The 18,569-nt window shown below is 67.8% G+C and carries 6 protein-coding genes; 5 read left to right on the top strand and 1 reads right to left on the bottom strand.

The features are described 5' to 3' along the window. Positions 1-11 precede the first annotated feature (11 nt). The 4 genes from MNO14_RS12615 (at position 12) to MNO14_RS12600 (ending at position 15,118) form a co-directional block, all read left to right on the top strand. Positions 12-701: a response regulator transcription factor gene (locus tag MNO14_RS12615; RefSeq protein WP_241944070.1), complete on the top strand. Its 690-nt coding sequence runs from the start codon at positions 12-14 to the stop codon at positions 699-701. 886 nt (positions 702-1,587) lie between these two features. Next, positions 1,588-9,960, top strand: a complete 8,373-nt coding sequence (locus tag MNO14_RS12610) for an isopeptide-forming domain-containing fimbrial protein (protein WP_241944069.1) — start codon at positions 1,588-1,590, stop codon at positions 9,958-9,960. A gap of 14 nt (positions 9,961-9,974) precedes the next feature. Further along, the gene (locus MNO14_RS12605; RefSeq protein WP_241944068.1) at positions 9,975-13,649 is read left to right on the top strand and encodes a hypothetical protein; all 3,675 of its coding nucleotides are present in this window, start codon (positions 9,975-9,977) and stop codon (positions 13,647-13,649) included. 26 nt (positions 13,650-13,675) lie between these two features. Next, positions 13,676-15,118: a DUF11 domain-containing protein gene (locus MNO14_RS12600; RefSeq protein ID WP_241944067.1), complete on the top strand. Its 1,443-nt coding sequence runs from the start codon at positions 13,676-13,678 to the stop codon at positions 15,116-15,118. Positions 15,119-15,200: 82 nt separating this feature from the next. Here MNO14_RS12600 and recQ read toward each other — a convergent pair whose 3' ends face one another. Next, a complete protein-coding gene (recQ, locus tag MNO14_RS12595) occupies positions 15,201-17,063 on the bottom strand; it encodes a DNA helicase RecQ (RefSeq protein WP_241944066.1) in 1,863 nt (620 codons plus the stop codon). Between the two features lie 79 nt (positions 17,064-17,142). On the opposite strand from recQ, the gene MNO14_RS12590 reads away from it, so the two are divergent. After that, entirely contained in the window at positions 17,143-18,561 is a 1,419-nt protein-coding gene (locus tag MNO14_RS12590; protein ID WP_241944065.1) for a dicarboxylate/amino acid:cation symporter, read from the top strand. The last annotated feature ends 8 nt before the right edge of the window (positions 18,562-18,569 follow it).

Here is an 18,569-nt window from a genome sequence, read left to right as displayed (position 1 = left end):
TCAGAGTCGCGGTGGTCGAGGATGACGACGAACTGCGTGACGAGATCCTGGTGCCCTTGCTGCGTGCGGCTGGGTTCGAGGCGACCGGCATGCCCGGCGCGCTGGCGCTGTATCGCGATCTGGTGGCCAGCCGCTACGACCTGGTGCTGCTCGATGTCGGCCTGCCGGATGAGGACGGCTTCGCGATCGCCCGCCATCTCCGCGAGGCCGCGCCTACGATCGGGCTGGTGATGCTAACCGGCTACGTCTCCAACAACGACCGGCTGCGTGGCCTGGAATCCGGTGTCGATGCCTATCTGACCAAACCGGTCGAGGCCAGCGCGTTGATCGCCACGCTGCGCAACCTCTCGCGCCGCGTCGTCCCTTCCGACGGCAGCGAAGGCGGTGAGGCGGGTGATGAGGGCAGTGGTGAGACCGGCTGGCGGCTCGACGAACGCGGCTGGAACATCCTGCTGCCCGACGGTCGCGCGGTCGAACTCACGCTCGCCGAGCAGCAAGTCATGCGCCGGCTCGCCGGCTCCCCGGGACAGCCGGTTCGACGCGAGGATCTGATCGCCGGGCTTGCCGACGACGTGCACGAGTTCGATCCGCACCGGCTCGAGATGCTGGTCTATCGGCTGCGGCGCAAATGCCAGGAAAGCACCGGGATGGCGCTGCCCCTGCGCTCGGTGCGCGGTGTGGGGTATGTGCTGACCTGGTAATGGCGGCGCTGCAAGGCTGACGCGATGAGGCGACGGTCGGGGACCGGATGGTGCCGGTCCTGTGCGACCGCGGGAACCTGGATCGTTCGTCGAGTCTGACCCGGGGCAGGGGGCCGGGCTCGTCTCGGCGATCCCTGGCGCGATCGAGTGCGCACAACCTCGGTGCGCAAAAATTGCACGCATTCGAACAACAGCAGCGCCCGCAGTGAGTCCGGCCCGTTGCCAGCCTTGGTGCCGCCCGCAGTGACGCTCTTGTTCGGGTGCAGCCTCTAGATCACGGTGTCGGGCGCAAAGGCCCGGGCAGGACGGCGACAAGCCGCAGAGCCCGGCCGCTGCCGGTGCGTAGGTTTGGCAGCCCACCTGCAGGCGCTCTGGCGTGCGCGGGCGTCGAATCCAATGTGGCTGCAGGCCGAAGACGGGTTCGCCGAATTCTAGCCACCGACGTCTCGTTGTTCAGTCGAGCGCGAATCGCATGCGGTCTGGACGTCAACGCAGGCGCCGTGGCGGAAAAGCCAGGCACAGATCGCCACTTTTTCCTGGTACTGCGTTGGATGGACAACGCTCACAGGGGAGGTGAATACGCCAAATCTCGGCTTCAGCGACGCGACCTGAGAATGATGAATGCGGGTCATTTTTCTCACCAATTCTCTCGTCAGCTAACACAGTGTGACTCAGAAAATCTGTGATTGACGTCTAATTTTTTGCATGCATAGAATGCCGTCCCGCCCGCCAATGGTTCGTCAGGCGCGCGGCATCACACGCAGTGGGGAAGTTTCTTTCTGAACGACGAGCTCAATGGAGCGCGTTGTCGCGCGGCCGGATCGTCATTCAGGAAATGCGGGTCCGTCGATCTCGGGCCATGGCAGGTTTTTCGGGGGATTGCGGGATGCTGTTGAACAACATCCGGGCGGCCGCAGCGGCCGCCGGCGGTACGGTACTGGCGTGTCTTCTGGGATTGGCGGGAGCGTCTGCGGCGTTCGCCCAGTCGACGTCCGTGACCAATGTCGCGACCGTCTCCGCGCCGCCGGGTACGAACGACATCGAGCTTGCCAACAACACGGCAAGCGCAACGGTCACCGCGGCGCGCCCGATCGTTGAGGTCGTCAAGAGCGCCGATCCCGCCGCCGGTTCGACCGTGGTCGTGGGGCAGGTCATCAGCTACACGCTGAACGTGAGGGTGACCGAAGCCGCCACCCAGTCCGACGTCGTGTTGAACGACACGCTCAGCGCCGGGCTGATCTTCGGCGCAGTGACCAGCGCCGGCGGCTTCGTTGAAAGCGGTAGCGGCAACGCCCGCACCTTCACCCTGCCGGCCGGGGCGGCGCCGGGCGACTACAGCGTCGTCTACACCGCCACCGTCGACGCGGATGCGCAGACATCGGTCGGGAATGCGGTGGTCGCCACGGGCGGTGGCGATCCTGATGATCCGCAGTCCCCTTCGCCGACATGCACAAGCTGCGCCACCGAGCATCCGTTGGCCTCGGTCGTGACGGTGGCGAAGACCTCGAACCCGGCGTCGGGCAGCGAGGTGTCGCCTGGCGACACGCTGACCTACATCCTGACCGCGACGGTCGCGAATTCGGCGACGACCGAAGTGTTGACGCTGAGCGATACGCTGGGTACCGGCCTGACCTTCGGTGCCGTGACCGACGCGGGTGCCTTCGCCTGTACCGGCGCGCTGAGCTGCACGCTGCCCGCGGGCACCTTGCCGGGCACGTACACGCTGACCTACACCGCCACCGTCAATGCGGATGCGACCGGCAGTGTCGGCAACGTCGTGACTGCGACCAACCCGCCGGGCGGTAATGACCCGGAGCCGGTGTGCACCACCTGCGAGACCGAGCATCCGGTCGTCGCGACGTCGATCACGGTGAGCAAGAGCTCGAACCCAGCTTCCGGCAGCGAGGTGTCGCCTGGCGACACGCTGACCTACATGGTGACGGCGACGATCGCCAACTCGGCGACGACCGAACTGCTGACCCTCGCCGACACGCTCGGCACCGGTCTGACCTTCGGGTCGGTGACCGACGCGGGTGCGTTTGCCTGCACCGGCGCACTGACCTGCACCTTGCCGGCCGGTACGCTGCCGGGCACCTACACGCTGACCTATACGGCCACGGTGGATGCCTCGGCAACGGGCAGCGTTGGGAACGTTGTTGTGGCGACGACCCCGCCGGGCGGCAATGATCCCGAGCCGGTGTGCACGACCTGCGAGACCGAGCATCCGGTCGTCGCGACTGCGATCACGGTGAGCAAGAGTTCCGACCCGGCGTCGGGTAGCGAGGTGTCGCCTGGCGACACGCTGACCTACATGGTGACGGCGACGATCGCCAACTCGGCGACGACCGAACTGCTGACCCTCGCCGACACGCTCGGCACCGGTCTGACCTTCGGTGCGGTCACCGATGCGGGTGCATTTGCCTGCTCTGGAGCACTGACCTGCACATTGCCGGCGGGCACGCTGCCGGGCATCTACACGCTGACCTACACCGCGACCGTCAATGCGGATGCGACCGGCAGCGTCGGCAATGTCGTCATGGCGACCACGCCGCCGGGCGGCAACGATCCCGAGCCGGTCTGCACGACCTGCGAGACCGAACATCCGGTCGTCGCGACGTCGATCACGGTGAGCAAGAGCTCGAACCCAGCTTCCGGCAGCGAGGTGTCGCCTGGCGACACGCTGACCTACACGCTGACCGCGACGGTCGCGAACTCGGCCACAACGGAAGTGCTGACGCTCGCCGATACGCTCGGTGCGGGACTGACCTTCGGTGCCGTGACCGATGCGGGTGCGTTTGCCTGTACCGGCGCACTGAGTTGCACGCTGCCGGCCGGGACTTTGCCGGGCACCTACACGCTGACCTATACGGCCACGGTGGATGCCTCGGCAACGGGCAGCGTTGGGAACGTTGTCGTTGCCACCAACCCGCCGGGCGGCAACGATCCGGAACCGGTGTGCACGACCTGTGAGACCGAGCATCCGGTCGTTGCCACGTCGATCACGGTGAGCAAGAGCTCGAACCCAGCTTCCGGCAGCGAGGTGTCGCCTGGCGACACGCTGACCTACATCCTGATCGCGACGGTCGCGAATTCGGCGACGACCGAAGTGTTAACGCTGAGCGATACGCTGGGTACCGGCCTGACTTTCGGTGCGGTCACCGACGCCGGTGCGTTCGCCTGTACGGGCGCGCTGAGCTGCACCTTGCCTGCCGGTACGCTGCCGGGCAGCTACACGCTGACCTACACCGCCACGGTCAACGCGGATGCGACGGGTAGTGTCGGCAACATCGTGACGGCGACCACGCCGCCGGGCGGTAGCGATCCGCCGCCGGTGTGCACCACCTGCGAGACCGAGCATCCGGTCGTCGCGACGTCGATCACGGTGAGCAAGAGTTCCAACCCGGCGTCGGGTAGCGAAGTGTCGCCTGGCGACACGCTGACCTACACGCTGACGGCGACGGTCGCGAACTCGGCCACGACCGAAGTGCTGACGCTGAGCGATACGCTCGGTGCAGGTCTGACCTTCGGCGCGGTCACCGATGCGGGCGCGTTTGCCTGCACGGGCGCGCTGAGCTGCACGCTGCCGGCTGGCACGTTGCCGGGCACGTACACGCTGACCTACACCGCCACCGTCAATGCGGATGCGACGGGTAGTGTCGGCAACGTCGTGACGGCGACCACGCCGCCAGGCGGTAGCGATCCGCCGCCGGTCTGCACGACCTGCGAGACCGAGCACCCGGTCGTCGCGACGTCGATCACGGTGAGCAAGACCTCGAACCCGGCGTCGGGCAGCGAAGTGTCGCCTGGCGACACGCTGACCTACATCCTGACCGCGACGGTCGCGAATTCGGCGACGACCGAAGTGTTGACGCTGAGCGATACGCTGGGCACGGGCCTGACCTTCGGTGCAGTCACCGATGCGGGTGCCTTCGCCTGCACCGGTGCACTGAGCTGCACGCTGCCAGCCGGCACCTTGCCGGGCAGCTACACGCTGACCTACACCGCCACGGTGGACGCCAACGCGACGGGTAGCGTGGGCAACGTCGTGACGGCGACCACGCCGCCAGGCGGTAGCGATCCGCCGCCGGTCTGCACGACCTGCGAGACCGAGCACCCGGTCGTCGCGACGTCGATCACGGTGAGCAAGACCTCGAACCCGGCGTCGGGCAGCGAAGTGTCGCCTGGCGACACGCTGGCCTACACGCTGACCGCGACGGTTGCCAATTCGGCCACGACTGAAGTGCTGACGCTCGCCGATACGCTCGGTGCGGGACTGACCTTCGGTGCCGTGGCCGATGCGGGTGCCTTTGCTTGTACCGGCGCACTGACCTGCACACTGCCGGCCGGCACCTTGCCGGGGACCTACACGCTGACCTACACCGCGACCGTCAATGCGGACGCGACCGGCAGCGTCGGCAATGTCGTAGTGGCCAGCACGCCGCCGGGCGGCAACGATCCGGAACCGGTGTGCACGACCTGTGAGACCGAACATCCGGTCGTTGCCACGTCGATCACCGTGAGCAAGAACTCGAACCCGGCCTCGGGTAGCGAAGTGTCGCCTGGCGACACGCTGGCCTACACGCTGACCGCGACGATTGCGAATTCGGCGACGACTGAAGTGCTGACCCTCGCCGATACCCTCGGCACCGGTCTGACCTTCGGGTCGGTCACCGATGCGGGTGCGTTTGCCTGCACCGGTGCACTGAGCTGCACCTTGCCGGCGGGCACGCTGCCGGGCACGTATACGCTGACCTACACCGCGACCGTCAATGCGGATGCGACCGGGACGGTCGGCAACGTTGTTGTGGCGACCACCCCGCCGGGCGGTAATGACCCCGAACCGGTGTGCACGACCTGCGAGACCGAACATCCGGTCGTCGCGACGTCGATCACGGTGAGCAAGAGCTCGAACCCAGCTTCCGGCAGCGAGGTGTCGCCTGGCGACACGCTGACCTACACGCTGACCGCGACGGTCGCGAACTCGGCCACGACGGAAGTGCTGACCCTCAGCGATACGCTTGGGGCAGGCTTGACCTTCGGTGCGGTCACCGATGCGGGTGCCTTCGCCTGCACCGGCGCACTGACCTGCACGCTGCCGGCCGGCACGCTGCCGGGCAGCTACACGCTGACCTACACCGCGACCGTCAATGCGGATGCGACGGGCAGCGTGGGCAATGTTGTGACTGCGACCAACCCGCCTGGCGGGAACGATCCGCCGCCGGTGTGCACCACCTGCGAGACCGAACACCCGGTCGTCGCGACGTCGATCACCGTGAGCAAGAGCTCCAATCCGGCCTCGGGCAGCGAAGTGTCGCCTGGCGACACGCTGACCTACACGCTGACCGCGACGGTTGCCAATTCGGCCACGACCGAAGTGCTGACGCTCGCCGATACGCTCGGTGCGGGACTGACCTTCGGTGTCGTGACCGACGCGGGCGCATTTGCCTGCACTGGCGCACTGACCTGCACGTTGCCAGCCGGCACCTTGCCGGGCGCCTACACGCTGACCTACACCGCGACCGTCAATGCGGATGCAACCGGCAGCGTCGGCAACGTCGTCGTGGCAACCAACCCGCCGGGTGGCAACGATCCCGAGCCGGTGTGCACGACCTGCGAGACCGAACATCCGGTCGTCGCGACGTCGATCACGGTGAGCAAGAGCTCCAACCCGGCTTCCGGGAGCGAGGTGTCGCCTGGCGACACGCTGACTTACAGCCTGACCGCGACGGTCGCGAACTCGGCGACGACCGAAGTGCTGACCCTGAGCGATACGCTTGGGGCAGGCTTGACCTTCGGTGCGGTCACCGATGCGGGTGCCTTCGCCTGCACCGGTGCACTGACCTGCACATTGCCGGCGGGCACGCTGCCTGGCATCTACACGCTGACCTACACCGCCACGGTGGACGCCAACGCGACGGGTAGCGTTGGCAACGTTGTCGTGGCGACTACGCCGCCTGGCGGCAATGACCCCGAGCCGATCTGCACGACCTGCGAGACCGAGCATCCGGTCGTCGCGACTGCGATCACGGTGAGCAAGAGCTCCAATCCGGCGACGGGTAGCGAGGTCTCGCCCGGCGACACGCTGACCTACACGCTGACCGCGACGGTCGCGAATTCGGCGACGACTGAAGTGCTGACGCTGAGCGATACGCTTGGGGCAGGCTTGACCTTCGGTGTCGTGACCGACGCGGGCGCATTTGCCTGCACTGGCGCACTGACCTGCACGTTGCCAGCCGGCACCTTGCCGGGCGCCTACACGCTGACCTACACCGCGACCGTCAACGCGGATGCGACCGGCAGCGTCGGCAACGCCGTCGTGGCGACCACGCCGCCTGGCGGCAATGACCCCGAGCCGGTGTGCACGACCTGCGAGACCGAACATCCGGTCGTCGCGACGTCGATCACGGTGAGCAAGAGCTCCAACCCGGCTTCCGGGAGCGAGGTGTCGCCTGGCGACACGCTGACTTACATCCTGACCGCGACGGTCGCGAACTCGGCGACGACCGAAGTGCTGACCCTGAGCGATACGCTTGGGGCAGGCTTGACCTTCGGTGCGGTCACCGATGCGGGTGCCTTCGCCTGCACCGGTGCACTGACCTGCACATTGCCGGCGGGCACGCTGCCTGGCATCTACACGCTGACCTACACCGCGACCGTCAACGCGGATGCGACCGGCACCCTGAGCAACGTCGTGGTGGCGAGCATCCCGCCGGGCAGTAACGGCCCGGAACCGGTGTGCACCACCTGCCAGACCGAGCATGAAGTCGAGCAGCCGACAATCGAGGTCACCAAGACCTCCGAGCCAGGGAATGGTACGGAAGTGCGCGCAGGCGATGTGCTCGTCTACACGCTGACCGCGGTCGTCGCCAACTCCGCCACCCTCGACACGCTCACACTGACCGATACGCTCGGCACCGGTCTGACCTTCGGCGAAGTGACCGACGCCGGTGCGTTCACCTGCACGGGCGCGCTGACCTGCACCTTGCCGGTCGGCACGCTCCCGGGCCGCTATGCGCTGACGTACACAGCCACCGTGGACAGCGCCGCCACCGGAACCGTCGGCAACGTCGTGACCGCCAGCGGCGGCACCGGCGAGGGCGGACCTCCTCCAGTGTGCGGCGCATGCAGCACCGAGCATCCGCTGGCAGAGCCGCGCGTGCGCATTGCCAAGCACGCTACGCCCGGCGAGGCGCAGCAGGTGCAGGTCGGCGATGTCATCGAGTACACGCTGACCGTGGACGTCGCGAATTCGGCCACGCTCGCGGATATGCGGTTGTCCGACACCCCCGGGCAGGGCCTGGCGGTGGGCGTGCTGCCGGCGGGCTGCCTTGCCGAGGTCGGCAATGTGGTCTGCATGCTGCCCGCCGGTACCGTGCCGGGCACCTACACCTTCGTCTATCCGGCCACGGTGACCGCCGATGCGATCGGCGCGGTGGAGAACCGGGTGTTCGGTGGCTATATGAGCGAAGGCGGTGGTCCGGAGCCCGAGTGCGCCACTTGCCAGACCCGCCATGAGGTGTCCGACAAGGCGCAGTTGCGCATCAGCAAGGCCGTCGGCAGCCGGAATGTGAAGATCGGCGACCTGGTGCGCTACACCGTGACGGTGGAGAACGTGGGCACGGTGAACGTGACCGACGGCATCATCGTGGACACGCCGCCTGCGGGCTTCAGCTACGTCGAAGGGTCGATGGCGGTCGCCGATCGCGATGGCGCCTTCACTCTGACCGGCCAGCACCCGCTGCGCATCGGCGGCATCGACATCGCCGTCGGTGAGCGCGCGACCGTGGTGTATCTGCTGCGGGTCGGGGCAGGCGTGCGACAGGGCGTGCACGTCAATGAAGCGGTAGCGGTCGATACGACCGGGACGCCGGTGTCCAATGTGGCGACTGCCCAGGTGTCGCTGGAGTCAGACCCCTTGCTCGACGACAGCCTGGTCTTCGGCACCGTGTTCGACGATCGCGACGGTGACGGGTGGCAGGACCGCGCGGATCTGTCCGAGGTACGGGTGCAGGGCGGCTTCGCGTCCGACCTGTACGTCGCCGGCTCCACGACGATCGACCGAGGCAACGGCCCGCAGCCGCTCGCCGATGCCAGCGCGCCGCTACTCCACGGCATCGAGATCGGTGCGATCTCGGCGCGGCAGTCCGTGGGCGATCCGGCCGAGGCCCATCGGGTGATCATCCGCCAGCGTCTGAGCGCGCCCGACTTCACCGACGACTTCGTTCTGGTCAGCGGGCAGGGCGTCACCGTGCGAATGGCGGCCGACGGGTCGACCCGGGTGGAGCGCGACGGCGAGGCGGCGAAGGGGCTCAATGCCGCCGAGCCGGTGGTGACGCGTCATGTGTCGGCGGTCGAGAACGGCTACGAAGTGGCCTACATCGTCGAGAACCACGGCATCGACGAGCGCGGTATTCCTGGTGTGCGGATCGCGTCGGTGGAGGGGCTGTTGATCGAAACGGATCAGTACGGCCGCTATCACCTGGCCGATGTGCAGGGCGGGGACTGGCGCCATGGCCGCAACTTCATCCTGAAGGTCGATCCGGCCACATTGCCGCCGGGCACCGAATTCACCACCGCGAACCCGCTGGTGCGGCGTGTCACGCCCGGCCTGCCGGTCCGGTTCGATTTCGGCGTGCGTCTGCCGGTCGAGCAACTGCCGGGCGGCGGGCAGCGGGTCGATCTGGAACTGGGCGAAGTCATCTTCGCGCCGGGCAGCGCGGAGGTCGGTGCGATGTGGTTGCCGGCGATCGAGCGCATGGCCGAGCAGGTCGAACGCTACGGCGGCGGTGACGTCTCCATCGTCGCCGAGGGTGGCGAAGAAGCACTGGCATTCGCCCGTGCGGCGGCGGTGCGCGATGCCCTGCAGGCACAGGTCGGTCCGGAAGCGCGGGCGGGTCTGTCGGTTGCGCTGCGCACGGTGGTGGACGACCAGCACGCGCTGGTAGCCGGTGTCGATGCCCGGGGCGCGTTGTTGGGAACCGTCCTGTTCGATACCGATCGCGCTGAGGTCAAGCCGGAGTTCGGTGCACTGCTGGACGAGGTCGCCCGGCGCCTGGACGCGCTCGGCGGCGGCGTGGTGGTGCTCGTCGGTCACACCGATGTGCGCGGATCGCACGCCTACAACGGGACACTGGGACTGCGCCGTGCGACTGCAGTGCAACAGGCGCTGGCAGCGCGGTTGCGTGAGGAGACCAGGCAGAAGGTCCGCGTGGAATCCAGCGCCGATCCGACCGCGCCTGTCGATGAAGAGCGCAAGTGAGGAATCGCCGGATCATGAAGATGAAACTGCTTGATACCGCCTTGATCGGCATCCTGGCGGGCATGAGTTCCGCCGTGCTGGGCCAGCCCCGGGCCGCGGAACCCGCGACCGATCCGACGATGGACTGCGACGACGGTGCCTGCACCACCGAGGCCGGCGACCTGGTGTTCCGGGTACGCACCCGCAGCTTCGACCAGCCGGTGAGCGTCGGCACCGACGCACGCTCGTCGTCCGAGGCGCTGCAGCCCGACCGCCGGGTGTCCGTCGCTCTGGACGAACCTGGCCGTGCGACCGTCCGTGGCGCGTTCTCCGCCCAGCTGCCCGGGGGCGGCGTGGTCTGGGCCACCGAGGACCCGAGCCTGGGGGCGCCCGAGTTGACGGTGTCGGCTCCGGCGATGGTGGCCTTCGATGCCGGGCGGATTGTCGAGCCGGTCAAGTTCTTTGTCCGCAGTAACTATGTGTCGTTTGTCGAGCGATACGAGTTGACGCTCTATCGCGGCAACGATGCCGATCTGGTCGAGCCGGTCGCCCGCTTCGGGTTGCCGGTCGAAGCGGTCTCGCAGAGCGAGTGGGATGGCGCGTTGCCGGCGGGCCTGTCGCTGCGGACCGGAGACGAACTGGTCTATGTCCTGCGCGCCTACGATGCGGCGGGCAACTTCGACGAGACCTCGCCTCGAAAGCTGCAACTGGTGCGCCCCGACGAGGCCGAGCGGGGCATCCAGCGGCTGCGCGACGGGGTCGAGCGCTCGCTCGGCACGGCGCTGGGCATCGAGCAGGCGCGCAACCAGGCGCTGATCGACGACGTGTTCGCCGACAACGGACTGCGCCAGCAGAACATCCCGATCTATGGATCGCGGGTGCGCGTACAGGGCCGCAACCTGCCCGCCGGCTATGGCCTGCGCATCAACGGCGAGAACTATCCCGTCGATCTGGAGCGCAAGTTCGTCGCCGAGTACCTGATGCCGATCGGCCATCACCGGTTCGAGATCACCCTCGAAGCGCCGGAGGGCGAGGCGCCGCTGCAACGGGCGCTGGAGGTTGACGTCAGCGGCCGCTACTTCTTCGGCGTGGGCCTGGCCGACGTCACGGTGTATCAGAACAAGGCCAGCGGGCCTGGACGTTCGCTGGCCATGGCGGGCCGCGAGGACGACATCCTCAGCGACGGGCGCCTGGCCTTCTATCTGAAGGCGAAGGCCCAGGGCAAGTACCTGATCACGGCGCAGGCCGACACCCAGAATCGCCCGCTGGAGGACCTGTTCGACGGCTTTACGTCCGCCGATCCGCAGGACGTCTTCCGTCGTCTCGATCCGGATCTGTACTACCCGACCTACGGCGACGACTCGAGCGTCTGGCGCGATGTCGACACCATGGGCCGCTTCTACCTGCGCGCCGAGTGGGACAAGAACGAGGCACTGTGGGGCAACTTCAGCACCGGCCTGACCGGCACCGAGTACGGCCAGTACGTGCGCTCGCTCTACGGCGCGGCGCTGAACTGGCGTTCGCGCGGTGCCAATGCCTGGGGCGATCCGGTGAGCCAGCTCCGGACGTTCGCGTCCGAAGCGCAGACCGCCCCCGGCCACAGCGAGTTCATCGGCACCGGCGGCAGCCTGTACTACCTGCGCCACACTGACGTGCTGCCCGGCTCCGACCAGGTGGTGCTGGAAGTGCGCGACCGGACCACCGGCCGTGTCGAGCAGCGGGTGGTGCTGTTGCGCGGCGCCGACTACGAGATCGACGAACTCCAGGGCCGCATCCTGCTGACCCGGGCGCTGGCGCAGATCACGCGGCAGAACATGCCCACGCTGACCCGCGATGCGCCGCTCGACGGTCTTGAGCAGCGGCTGCTCGTGGATTACGAGTGGGTGCCCAACGATTTCAACGCCGACGAGATCGCCGCCGGTGTGCGCGGTAAGCACTGGTTCGGCGACCACCTCGGTGTCGGCCTGACCTACGTCGACGAGAATCGTGCCGGCGAGGACTACTCGCTGATGTCGGCCGACGTCACGCTTCAGGCCGGCAAGGGCACCTATCTCAAGCTCGAGCACAGCCGGACCGAATCGACGAGCGCACCGGTGTTCTTCTCCGACAACGGCGGCCTGAGCTTCAGCCGGCTCAATCCCGGCGGATCCCGGGAAGGCGAGGCGACCGCAGTGGAGGCCCGCGCGAATTTCCAGGAGCTCGGCTGGAGTGAGCAGCCGTGGAGCGCGGGGGCGTGGTGGCGTCAGGTCGACGCCGGCTATTCGATCTCGCGCTTCGATACCGGTGCGCAGATCGAGGAGTACGGGGCCGAGGTGCTGGGCCAGTTCGGTGCCAACGTCGGCGTCTATGCGCGCTTCAGCCGTGCCGAACGCAATGCCGACGCCCTCACGCAGGCCCAGGCCAATGCCGAGTGGCGGATCGGCGAGGCCGATGCGCTCGCGTTCGAATTGCGTCGGGTCGAGGAGTCGCGCGCCTTCTTCGACGCCGCAGGCCTGCTCGGTGCGTTGCGCTACACCCGCCGGTTCGGCACTGCGCTGGATGTCTACGGCACCGCGCAGTTGACCCTGGACGACGACAGCGGCCGCTACGCGGACAATGATGCGTTCACGCTCGGCGGGCGCTACAACTTCGCCAATCTCTCCACCGTGGGGGCCGAACTGACCACGGGCGATCGCGGCGATGCCGCGCGCGTGGATGCCGAATATCGGCTGTCGCCGCAGCACAGCTTCTATGGCGCCTACACCTACTCGACCGACCGCAGCGACTACGATCCGCTGTTCAACCCCAATGCGCAGAACGGCTGGACGCTCGGCCAGCGCTGGCGTCTGTCCAACCAGGTCAACCTTTTCAACGAAAGCCAGTTCCTCAAGAGCCGGCGCGAGAGCGGCCTGGCCCATACCTACGGCATGGATTTCTTCCCGGCCTACGGCTGGAACCTCGGCTTCACCCTGAGCGACGGCGAACTGACCAACAGCGACGGCGGCCAGGTCGACCGGCGCGCAGTGAGCTTGAGCGGCGGGCGGACCTCCGGCGACACCAGTTGGCAGAGCAAGCTGGAGTGGCGTGAGGACACCGGTGCCGAGCGGATCACCCAATGGGTCACCACCCATCGCCTGACCCACAAGCTCAACGAGAGTTGGCGCATTGCCGCACGCTTCAACTACGCCGACACCCAGGACGATCTGAATCCGTTCGCCAGCGCCAAGTTCATCGAGAGCAATCTCGGTTTCGCCTACCGCCCGTGGAACAGCACGCGCTGGGGCCTGTTCGGTCGCTACACCTATCTCTACGACCTGGCGACGCTGGGCCAACTCGGCGGCGCGCAGTACGATCAGCGGACGCAGGTGCTGTCGCTGGAGGGCGTGTACCGACTCGATCATCACTGGGAGTTCGCCGGCAAGCTGGCGCGGCGCGAGGGCGACGTGCGCTTCGGCCGCGGCACTGGCGCCTGGTTCGATTCGGCCACCACGTTCGCCGCGGGTCAGGTCCGTTACGAACTGATCGAGCGCTGGCACGCGATGGCGGAATACCGCTGGCTGGACGTCAAGGATGGCGGCGCGCGCAAGGGTTGGATGGCCGGCCTCGATCGCGACATCGGTCGGAACTTCCGCATCGGCGCCGGCTACAACTTCACCGACTTCACCGACGACCTCACCGATTTCGATTACGACCATCGGGGCTGGTTCGTCAACTTCGTGGGTAGCTACTAAGGACGCAGCGCTGGCTGCCCGCACCGATGAGCAAGGGTTCGACTATGAAAGATCGCCACTCCGTTGTTTCCGCGCCGCGCCGCGGCTCCCTGCTGGGTGCCGCCCTGGCGGCCGCGATCGCCGCCATCGCCATGCCGCAGGCGTCTGCCCAGGTGGGCGTGAATTCGGTGCAGCGCAGCTTCATCAATCTGAGCTTCGAAGAGCCGAACCTGCAGACTGCAGGGTGCCGTGTCTACATCGGCGAGCAGTTCGTCCCCGGCTGGACGACGAGCCATGGCCCTTGGGCCCAGGAGAACGTGGGCGGCTGCGTGGTGCCGACCGGCTTCGTCGCCGGCCAACAGGCACGCATCCTCGAGATATGGCGCACGCCGCGGACCAATGGCGGACTGACGGTGAATGCACGCACTGGCTCGCAGCTGGCCGAGCTCAATGCGGAACAGTTGTCGCGTATCGCGCAGAACGTCTGCCTGGTCCCCGGTGACGTGGTGCGCTGGCAGTTCAGTCATCGCGGACGCAGCAGTGCCACCACCCAGGACCGGATGGCCTTTCTGCTCGGCACCGCGCCGATCGTGCAGGTGGGGACCACCAACAATGGCAGCGGTGGCGTGCTCCAGGTATCGCAGGGCACCGCGACGTCCGTACTCGGGCCCAACGGGTGGCGCGACTACAACGGCAGCTTCGCCTACAACGGGACAGGCGGCGTCACCAACATCGGCTTCGAAGCGCTGTCGGGCGGGGCGGCGATGGGCAACTTCCTCGACGACATTCAGGTCTATCTCAAGCCCTTCATCGAGCTGACTGGCAATGGGTTCCAGACCGTGGAAGGGACCAGCGCCGGCCTGCCGGAGTTGCGCGTCGTCGGCACCCTCGACGACGACTTGAACATCCTGGTCTCGGTCACCGGCGGCACCGCCGTGCTGGGGACGGATTTCACCACCCCCAGCGGCACCAATACGTTCAGCGTTTTCATCCCGGCCGGCACCTACGAGGGCAATGTCGCGCAGCCGCTCGGCCTCACGGCGTTGGGCAATGCCATCATCGACGGCAACCGGACTGTACAACTGACCTTGCAGCCGAGTCCCGACGACTACCTGCTCAGTTCCACCCAGTCGTGTGGCGCAGCTGCGGTCGCCCAGGCCACGTGGACCCTGCTCGACGACGATCTCGACCTGTCGATCGAGAAGACCGCATCGGCGACGAACGTACCGGTGGGCGGTGATGTCGCGTTCACCCTGAGAGTCGCGCATCTCGACGGCGTGGACGGCAGCGGTGCGGTGATTCGCGATCCCGCCGTGGCCGGCCTGGACTGCAGCGCGGCCGTCGTCTCGTGCAGCGCGAGCGGCGGCGCCGTCTGTCCGGCATCGCCGACGATCGGTGCCTTGCAGAACGCTGGCCTGGTTGTCCCGACGCTACCGGTGGGCGGACAGCTGGAATTGGGCTTCAGCTGCGTCGTGACCGCTTCGCCGTAGAGCAGCGCGCGACAGGGCGGCGTCGCGAACTGCGCGCCGCATGGCGGTGCCTGCGGCCCGGCGGTCACGGGGCAGGGGGGCGTCAGCCGGCTTCGTGCACGGTCTCGAGCACGGCGTCGCCGTAGCGCTCGAGCTTGCCTGCGCCGACCCCGCCAATGCCGCCGAGCTGACCCAGCGTCAGTGGCCGCTGGCGCGCGATCTCGCGCAGCGTGGCATCGTGGAAGATCACGTAGGCCGGCACGTTCTGCTCGCGGGCGAGCTTGGCGCGCAGTGCGCGCAGGGCCTCGTACAGCGGTCGGTCGACGGGCGCCAGTTCGATGTCGGCCGTCGCCACCGCACGCACGGTACGTCCGCGCTCGCGGGCGGCGGTGGGTTTGCGCAGCATCACCCTTTCGGCGCCCTTGAGCACCGCGCGGCTGGCCTCGGTCAGGCGCAGACCGCCGTAGCCTTCGGCATCGACCTCGAGCAGGCCGTGGGCAACGAGCTGGCGCAGCACCGCCTTCCAGGCGCGGGCGTCGAGGTCGCTGCCCACGCCGTAGGTACTGAGCTGGGCGTGGCCGAACTGGCGGATGCGCTCGTTGTCGCTGCCGCGCAGGATGTCGACGATGTGCGCGGCGCCGAAGCGCTGGCCGCTGCGGTACACACAGCTCAGTGCCTTCTGCGCGGCGACGGTCGCGTCCCAGGCGGCCGGCGGATCGAGGCAGTTGTCGCAGTTGCCGCAGGCCCGGCCTTCGCCGGTGCCGGCGTAATCCTCGCCGAAGTTCGCCAGCAGTACCTGGCGCCGGCAGCGCATGGTTTCGCAGTAGCCGACCAGCGCATCGAGCTTGCGGTGTTCCAGGCGCTTGCGCTCGTCACCGGCATCGGACTGTTCGATCATTTGCCGCAGCAGCACCAGGTCGCCCAGGCCGTAGCACATCCAGGCTTCGGCGGGCTCGCCGTCGCGGCCGGCGCGGCCGGTCTCCTGGTAGTAGCCTTCGATCGACTTGGGCAGGTCGGTATGCGCAACGAAGCGCACGTCGGGTTTGTCGATGCCCATGCCGAAGGCGATCGTCGCCACGACCACCACGCCCTCGCTGCGCAGAAAGCGGCGCTGGTTGGCCGCGCGCAGCGACGCGTCCATGCCGGCGTGGTAGGGCACCGCGTCGATGCCCTGGCCGGCCAGGTACTCGGCCGTCTCTTCGACCTTGCGCCGCGACAGGCAGTAGACGATCCCGGCCTGGCCGCGATGGGCCTGCAGAAAGTCGAGCAACTGGCGCTTGGCGTTGTCCTTCTGCACGACGGTGTAACGGATATTCGGGCGGTCGAACGAACTGACGAACCGGCGCGCATCCTCGAGTTGCAGGCGCTCGGCGATCTCGCGCTGGGTCGGCGGATCGGCAGTCGCGGTCAGCGCGATCCGCGGCACCTGCGGCCAGCGTTCGTGCAGGATCGTCAGTTCGCGGTACTCGCGCCTGAAATCGTGCCCCCATTGCGAGACGCAATGCGCCTCGTCGATCGCGAACAGCGCCAGCGGGGCGCGGTCGAGCAGCGACAGGAAGCGCGGGGTGAGCAGGCGCTCGGGCGCGACGTAGAGCAGGTCGAGCTCGCCGGCCAGCAGTTCGCGCTCGACCCGCTGTGCGGTCTCGGCGTCGAGCGTGGAGTTGAGGTAGGCCGCACGTACGCCCGACTGCAGCAGCGCATCGACCTGGTCCTGCATCAGTGCGATCAGCGGCGAGACGACGATGCCCACGCCGTCTCGCAGTAAGGCGGGGACCTGGTAGCACATCGACTTGCCGCCGCCGGTGGGCATCAGTACCAGGGCATCGAAGCCGGCAGCGACGTGTTCGACGATCGCCGCCTGTTCGCCGCGGAACGCGGCGTGGCCGAACACGCGCTGGAGCACGCCGAGTGCGTCTTGAGCCGGCGTGTGTGCGGGGGACGCGCCGGAGTCGGGAAGCGGGAACATCCGTCTAGGATACCGGCTGCCAGGCCGGGGGCCATCAAGGCGCTTTGCTAAGCTCCCCCGTTTTGCACGGGACGGGCGGATGACCTCATCGAACGGGCGCGGCATGGCGCTGCACACCAAGATGCTGATCGGATTCGCGATCGGCGCGATCGCCGGACTGTCGATCAACCTGCTGAGCAGTTATGCGGTCGCCAACGGACTGTGGCTGGTGCCCGGCGCCGACGGCCAGCCCGTGCCGGCGTTCCAGCCGTGGGTCCAGGGGCTGATCGTCAATCTCACCGAGCCAGTCGGCCAGCTGTTCCTGCGGCTGTTGTTCATGCTGGTCGTGCCGCTGGTGTTCTCGGCGCTGATCCTGGGTGTGGTGGAGATCGGCGATCCGCGTGCATTGGGGCGCCTGGGCGGCAAGACCCTGGCCTGGGTGTTCGGCACCACCTTCATCGCGGTGCTGATCGGCCTGGCGATGACCCATCTGCTGCAGCCGGGCGTGGGGATCGACCGGGCGCTGCTGGACGCCGCGCTGGCCAATTCGTCGGCCGCGGGCGTCGTCGCCGGCGAGCACAAGCCGATCGGCGTGATCGAGATGCTGCTCAACATGGTGCCGCGCAACCCGATCGCGGCCGCGGCCAACACCGACCTGATCGCGGTGATGTGCTTCGCGCTGCTGTTCGGCATCGCGGCCGCCGTGGTCGATTCGCCGGGCACGCGCAGCTTCGTGTCGGCGGTCCAGGGCGTGTACGACATCAGCCTGAAGCTTATCGACTGGGTGATCCGCCTGGCGCCGTACGCGGTGGCCGCGCTGTTGTTCACGCTGTCGGCGCGGATGGGCCTGGATCTGATGCTGCAGCTCGGGCGCTTCGTCGGCACTGCGGCCGCGGCGCTGGGCGTGCATTTCTTCGTCGTCTATCCGCTGCTGATCGCGCTGCTGGGCCGGCGTTCGCCGCTGGAGGTCTTCCGCGGGGCGCAGCCAGCGTTGCTGACCGCGTTTTCGACCTCCTCGAGCGCGGCGACACTGCCCACCTCCCTCAAGACCGCCGAGGAGAACCTGGGCGTGCCGCGCCGGGTGGCGCGATTCGTGTGCACGCTCGGCGCAACTGTCAACATGAACGGCACTGCGCTCTACGAGGGCGTGACCGTGCTGTTCCTGGCGCAGTTGTTCGGGGTGGAACTGACGCTGGTCCAGCAGTTGATGATTCTGGTGATGTGCGTTATGGGCGGCATCGGCGCGGCCAGCGTGCCGGGCGGTTCGCTGCCGGTGATCGCCACGATCCTGGTGACGTTCGGCATCCCGGCCGAAGGCATCGCACTGATCCTGGGCGTGGACCGGTTTCTGGACATGTGCCGGACCACGGTCAACATCGGCGGCGACATGGTGGCCTCGGTCGTGATCGGGCGCAGCGAGGCCGCGCACGACCACGACGACCTCGGGACCGGCGCCGATGGCCAACTGCACGTGCACCACGTGCACGGTGATGGCGAGGCGCGGCAGCGGGCGGGCTGAGCCCCGGC

The organism is Luteimonas sp. S4-F44 (genome assembly GCF_022637415.1).
Taxonomy (GTDB): Bacteria; Pseudomonadota; Gammaproteobacteria; order Xanthomonadales; family Xanthomonadaceae; genus Luteimonas.
The sequence above is the reverse complement of the archived record's forward strand: the minus strand, read 5'-3'. Positions and strand labels throughout refer to the sequence as shown.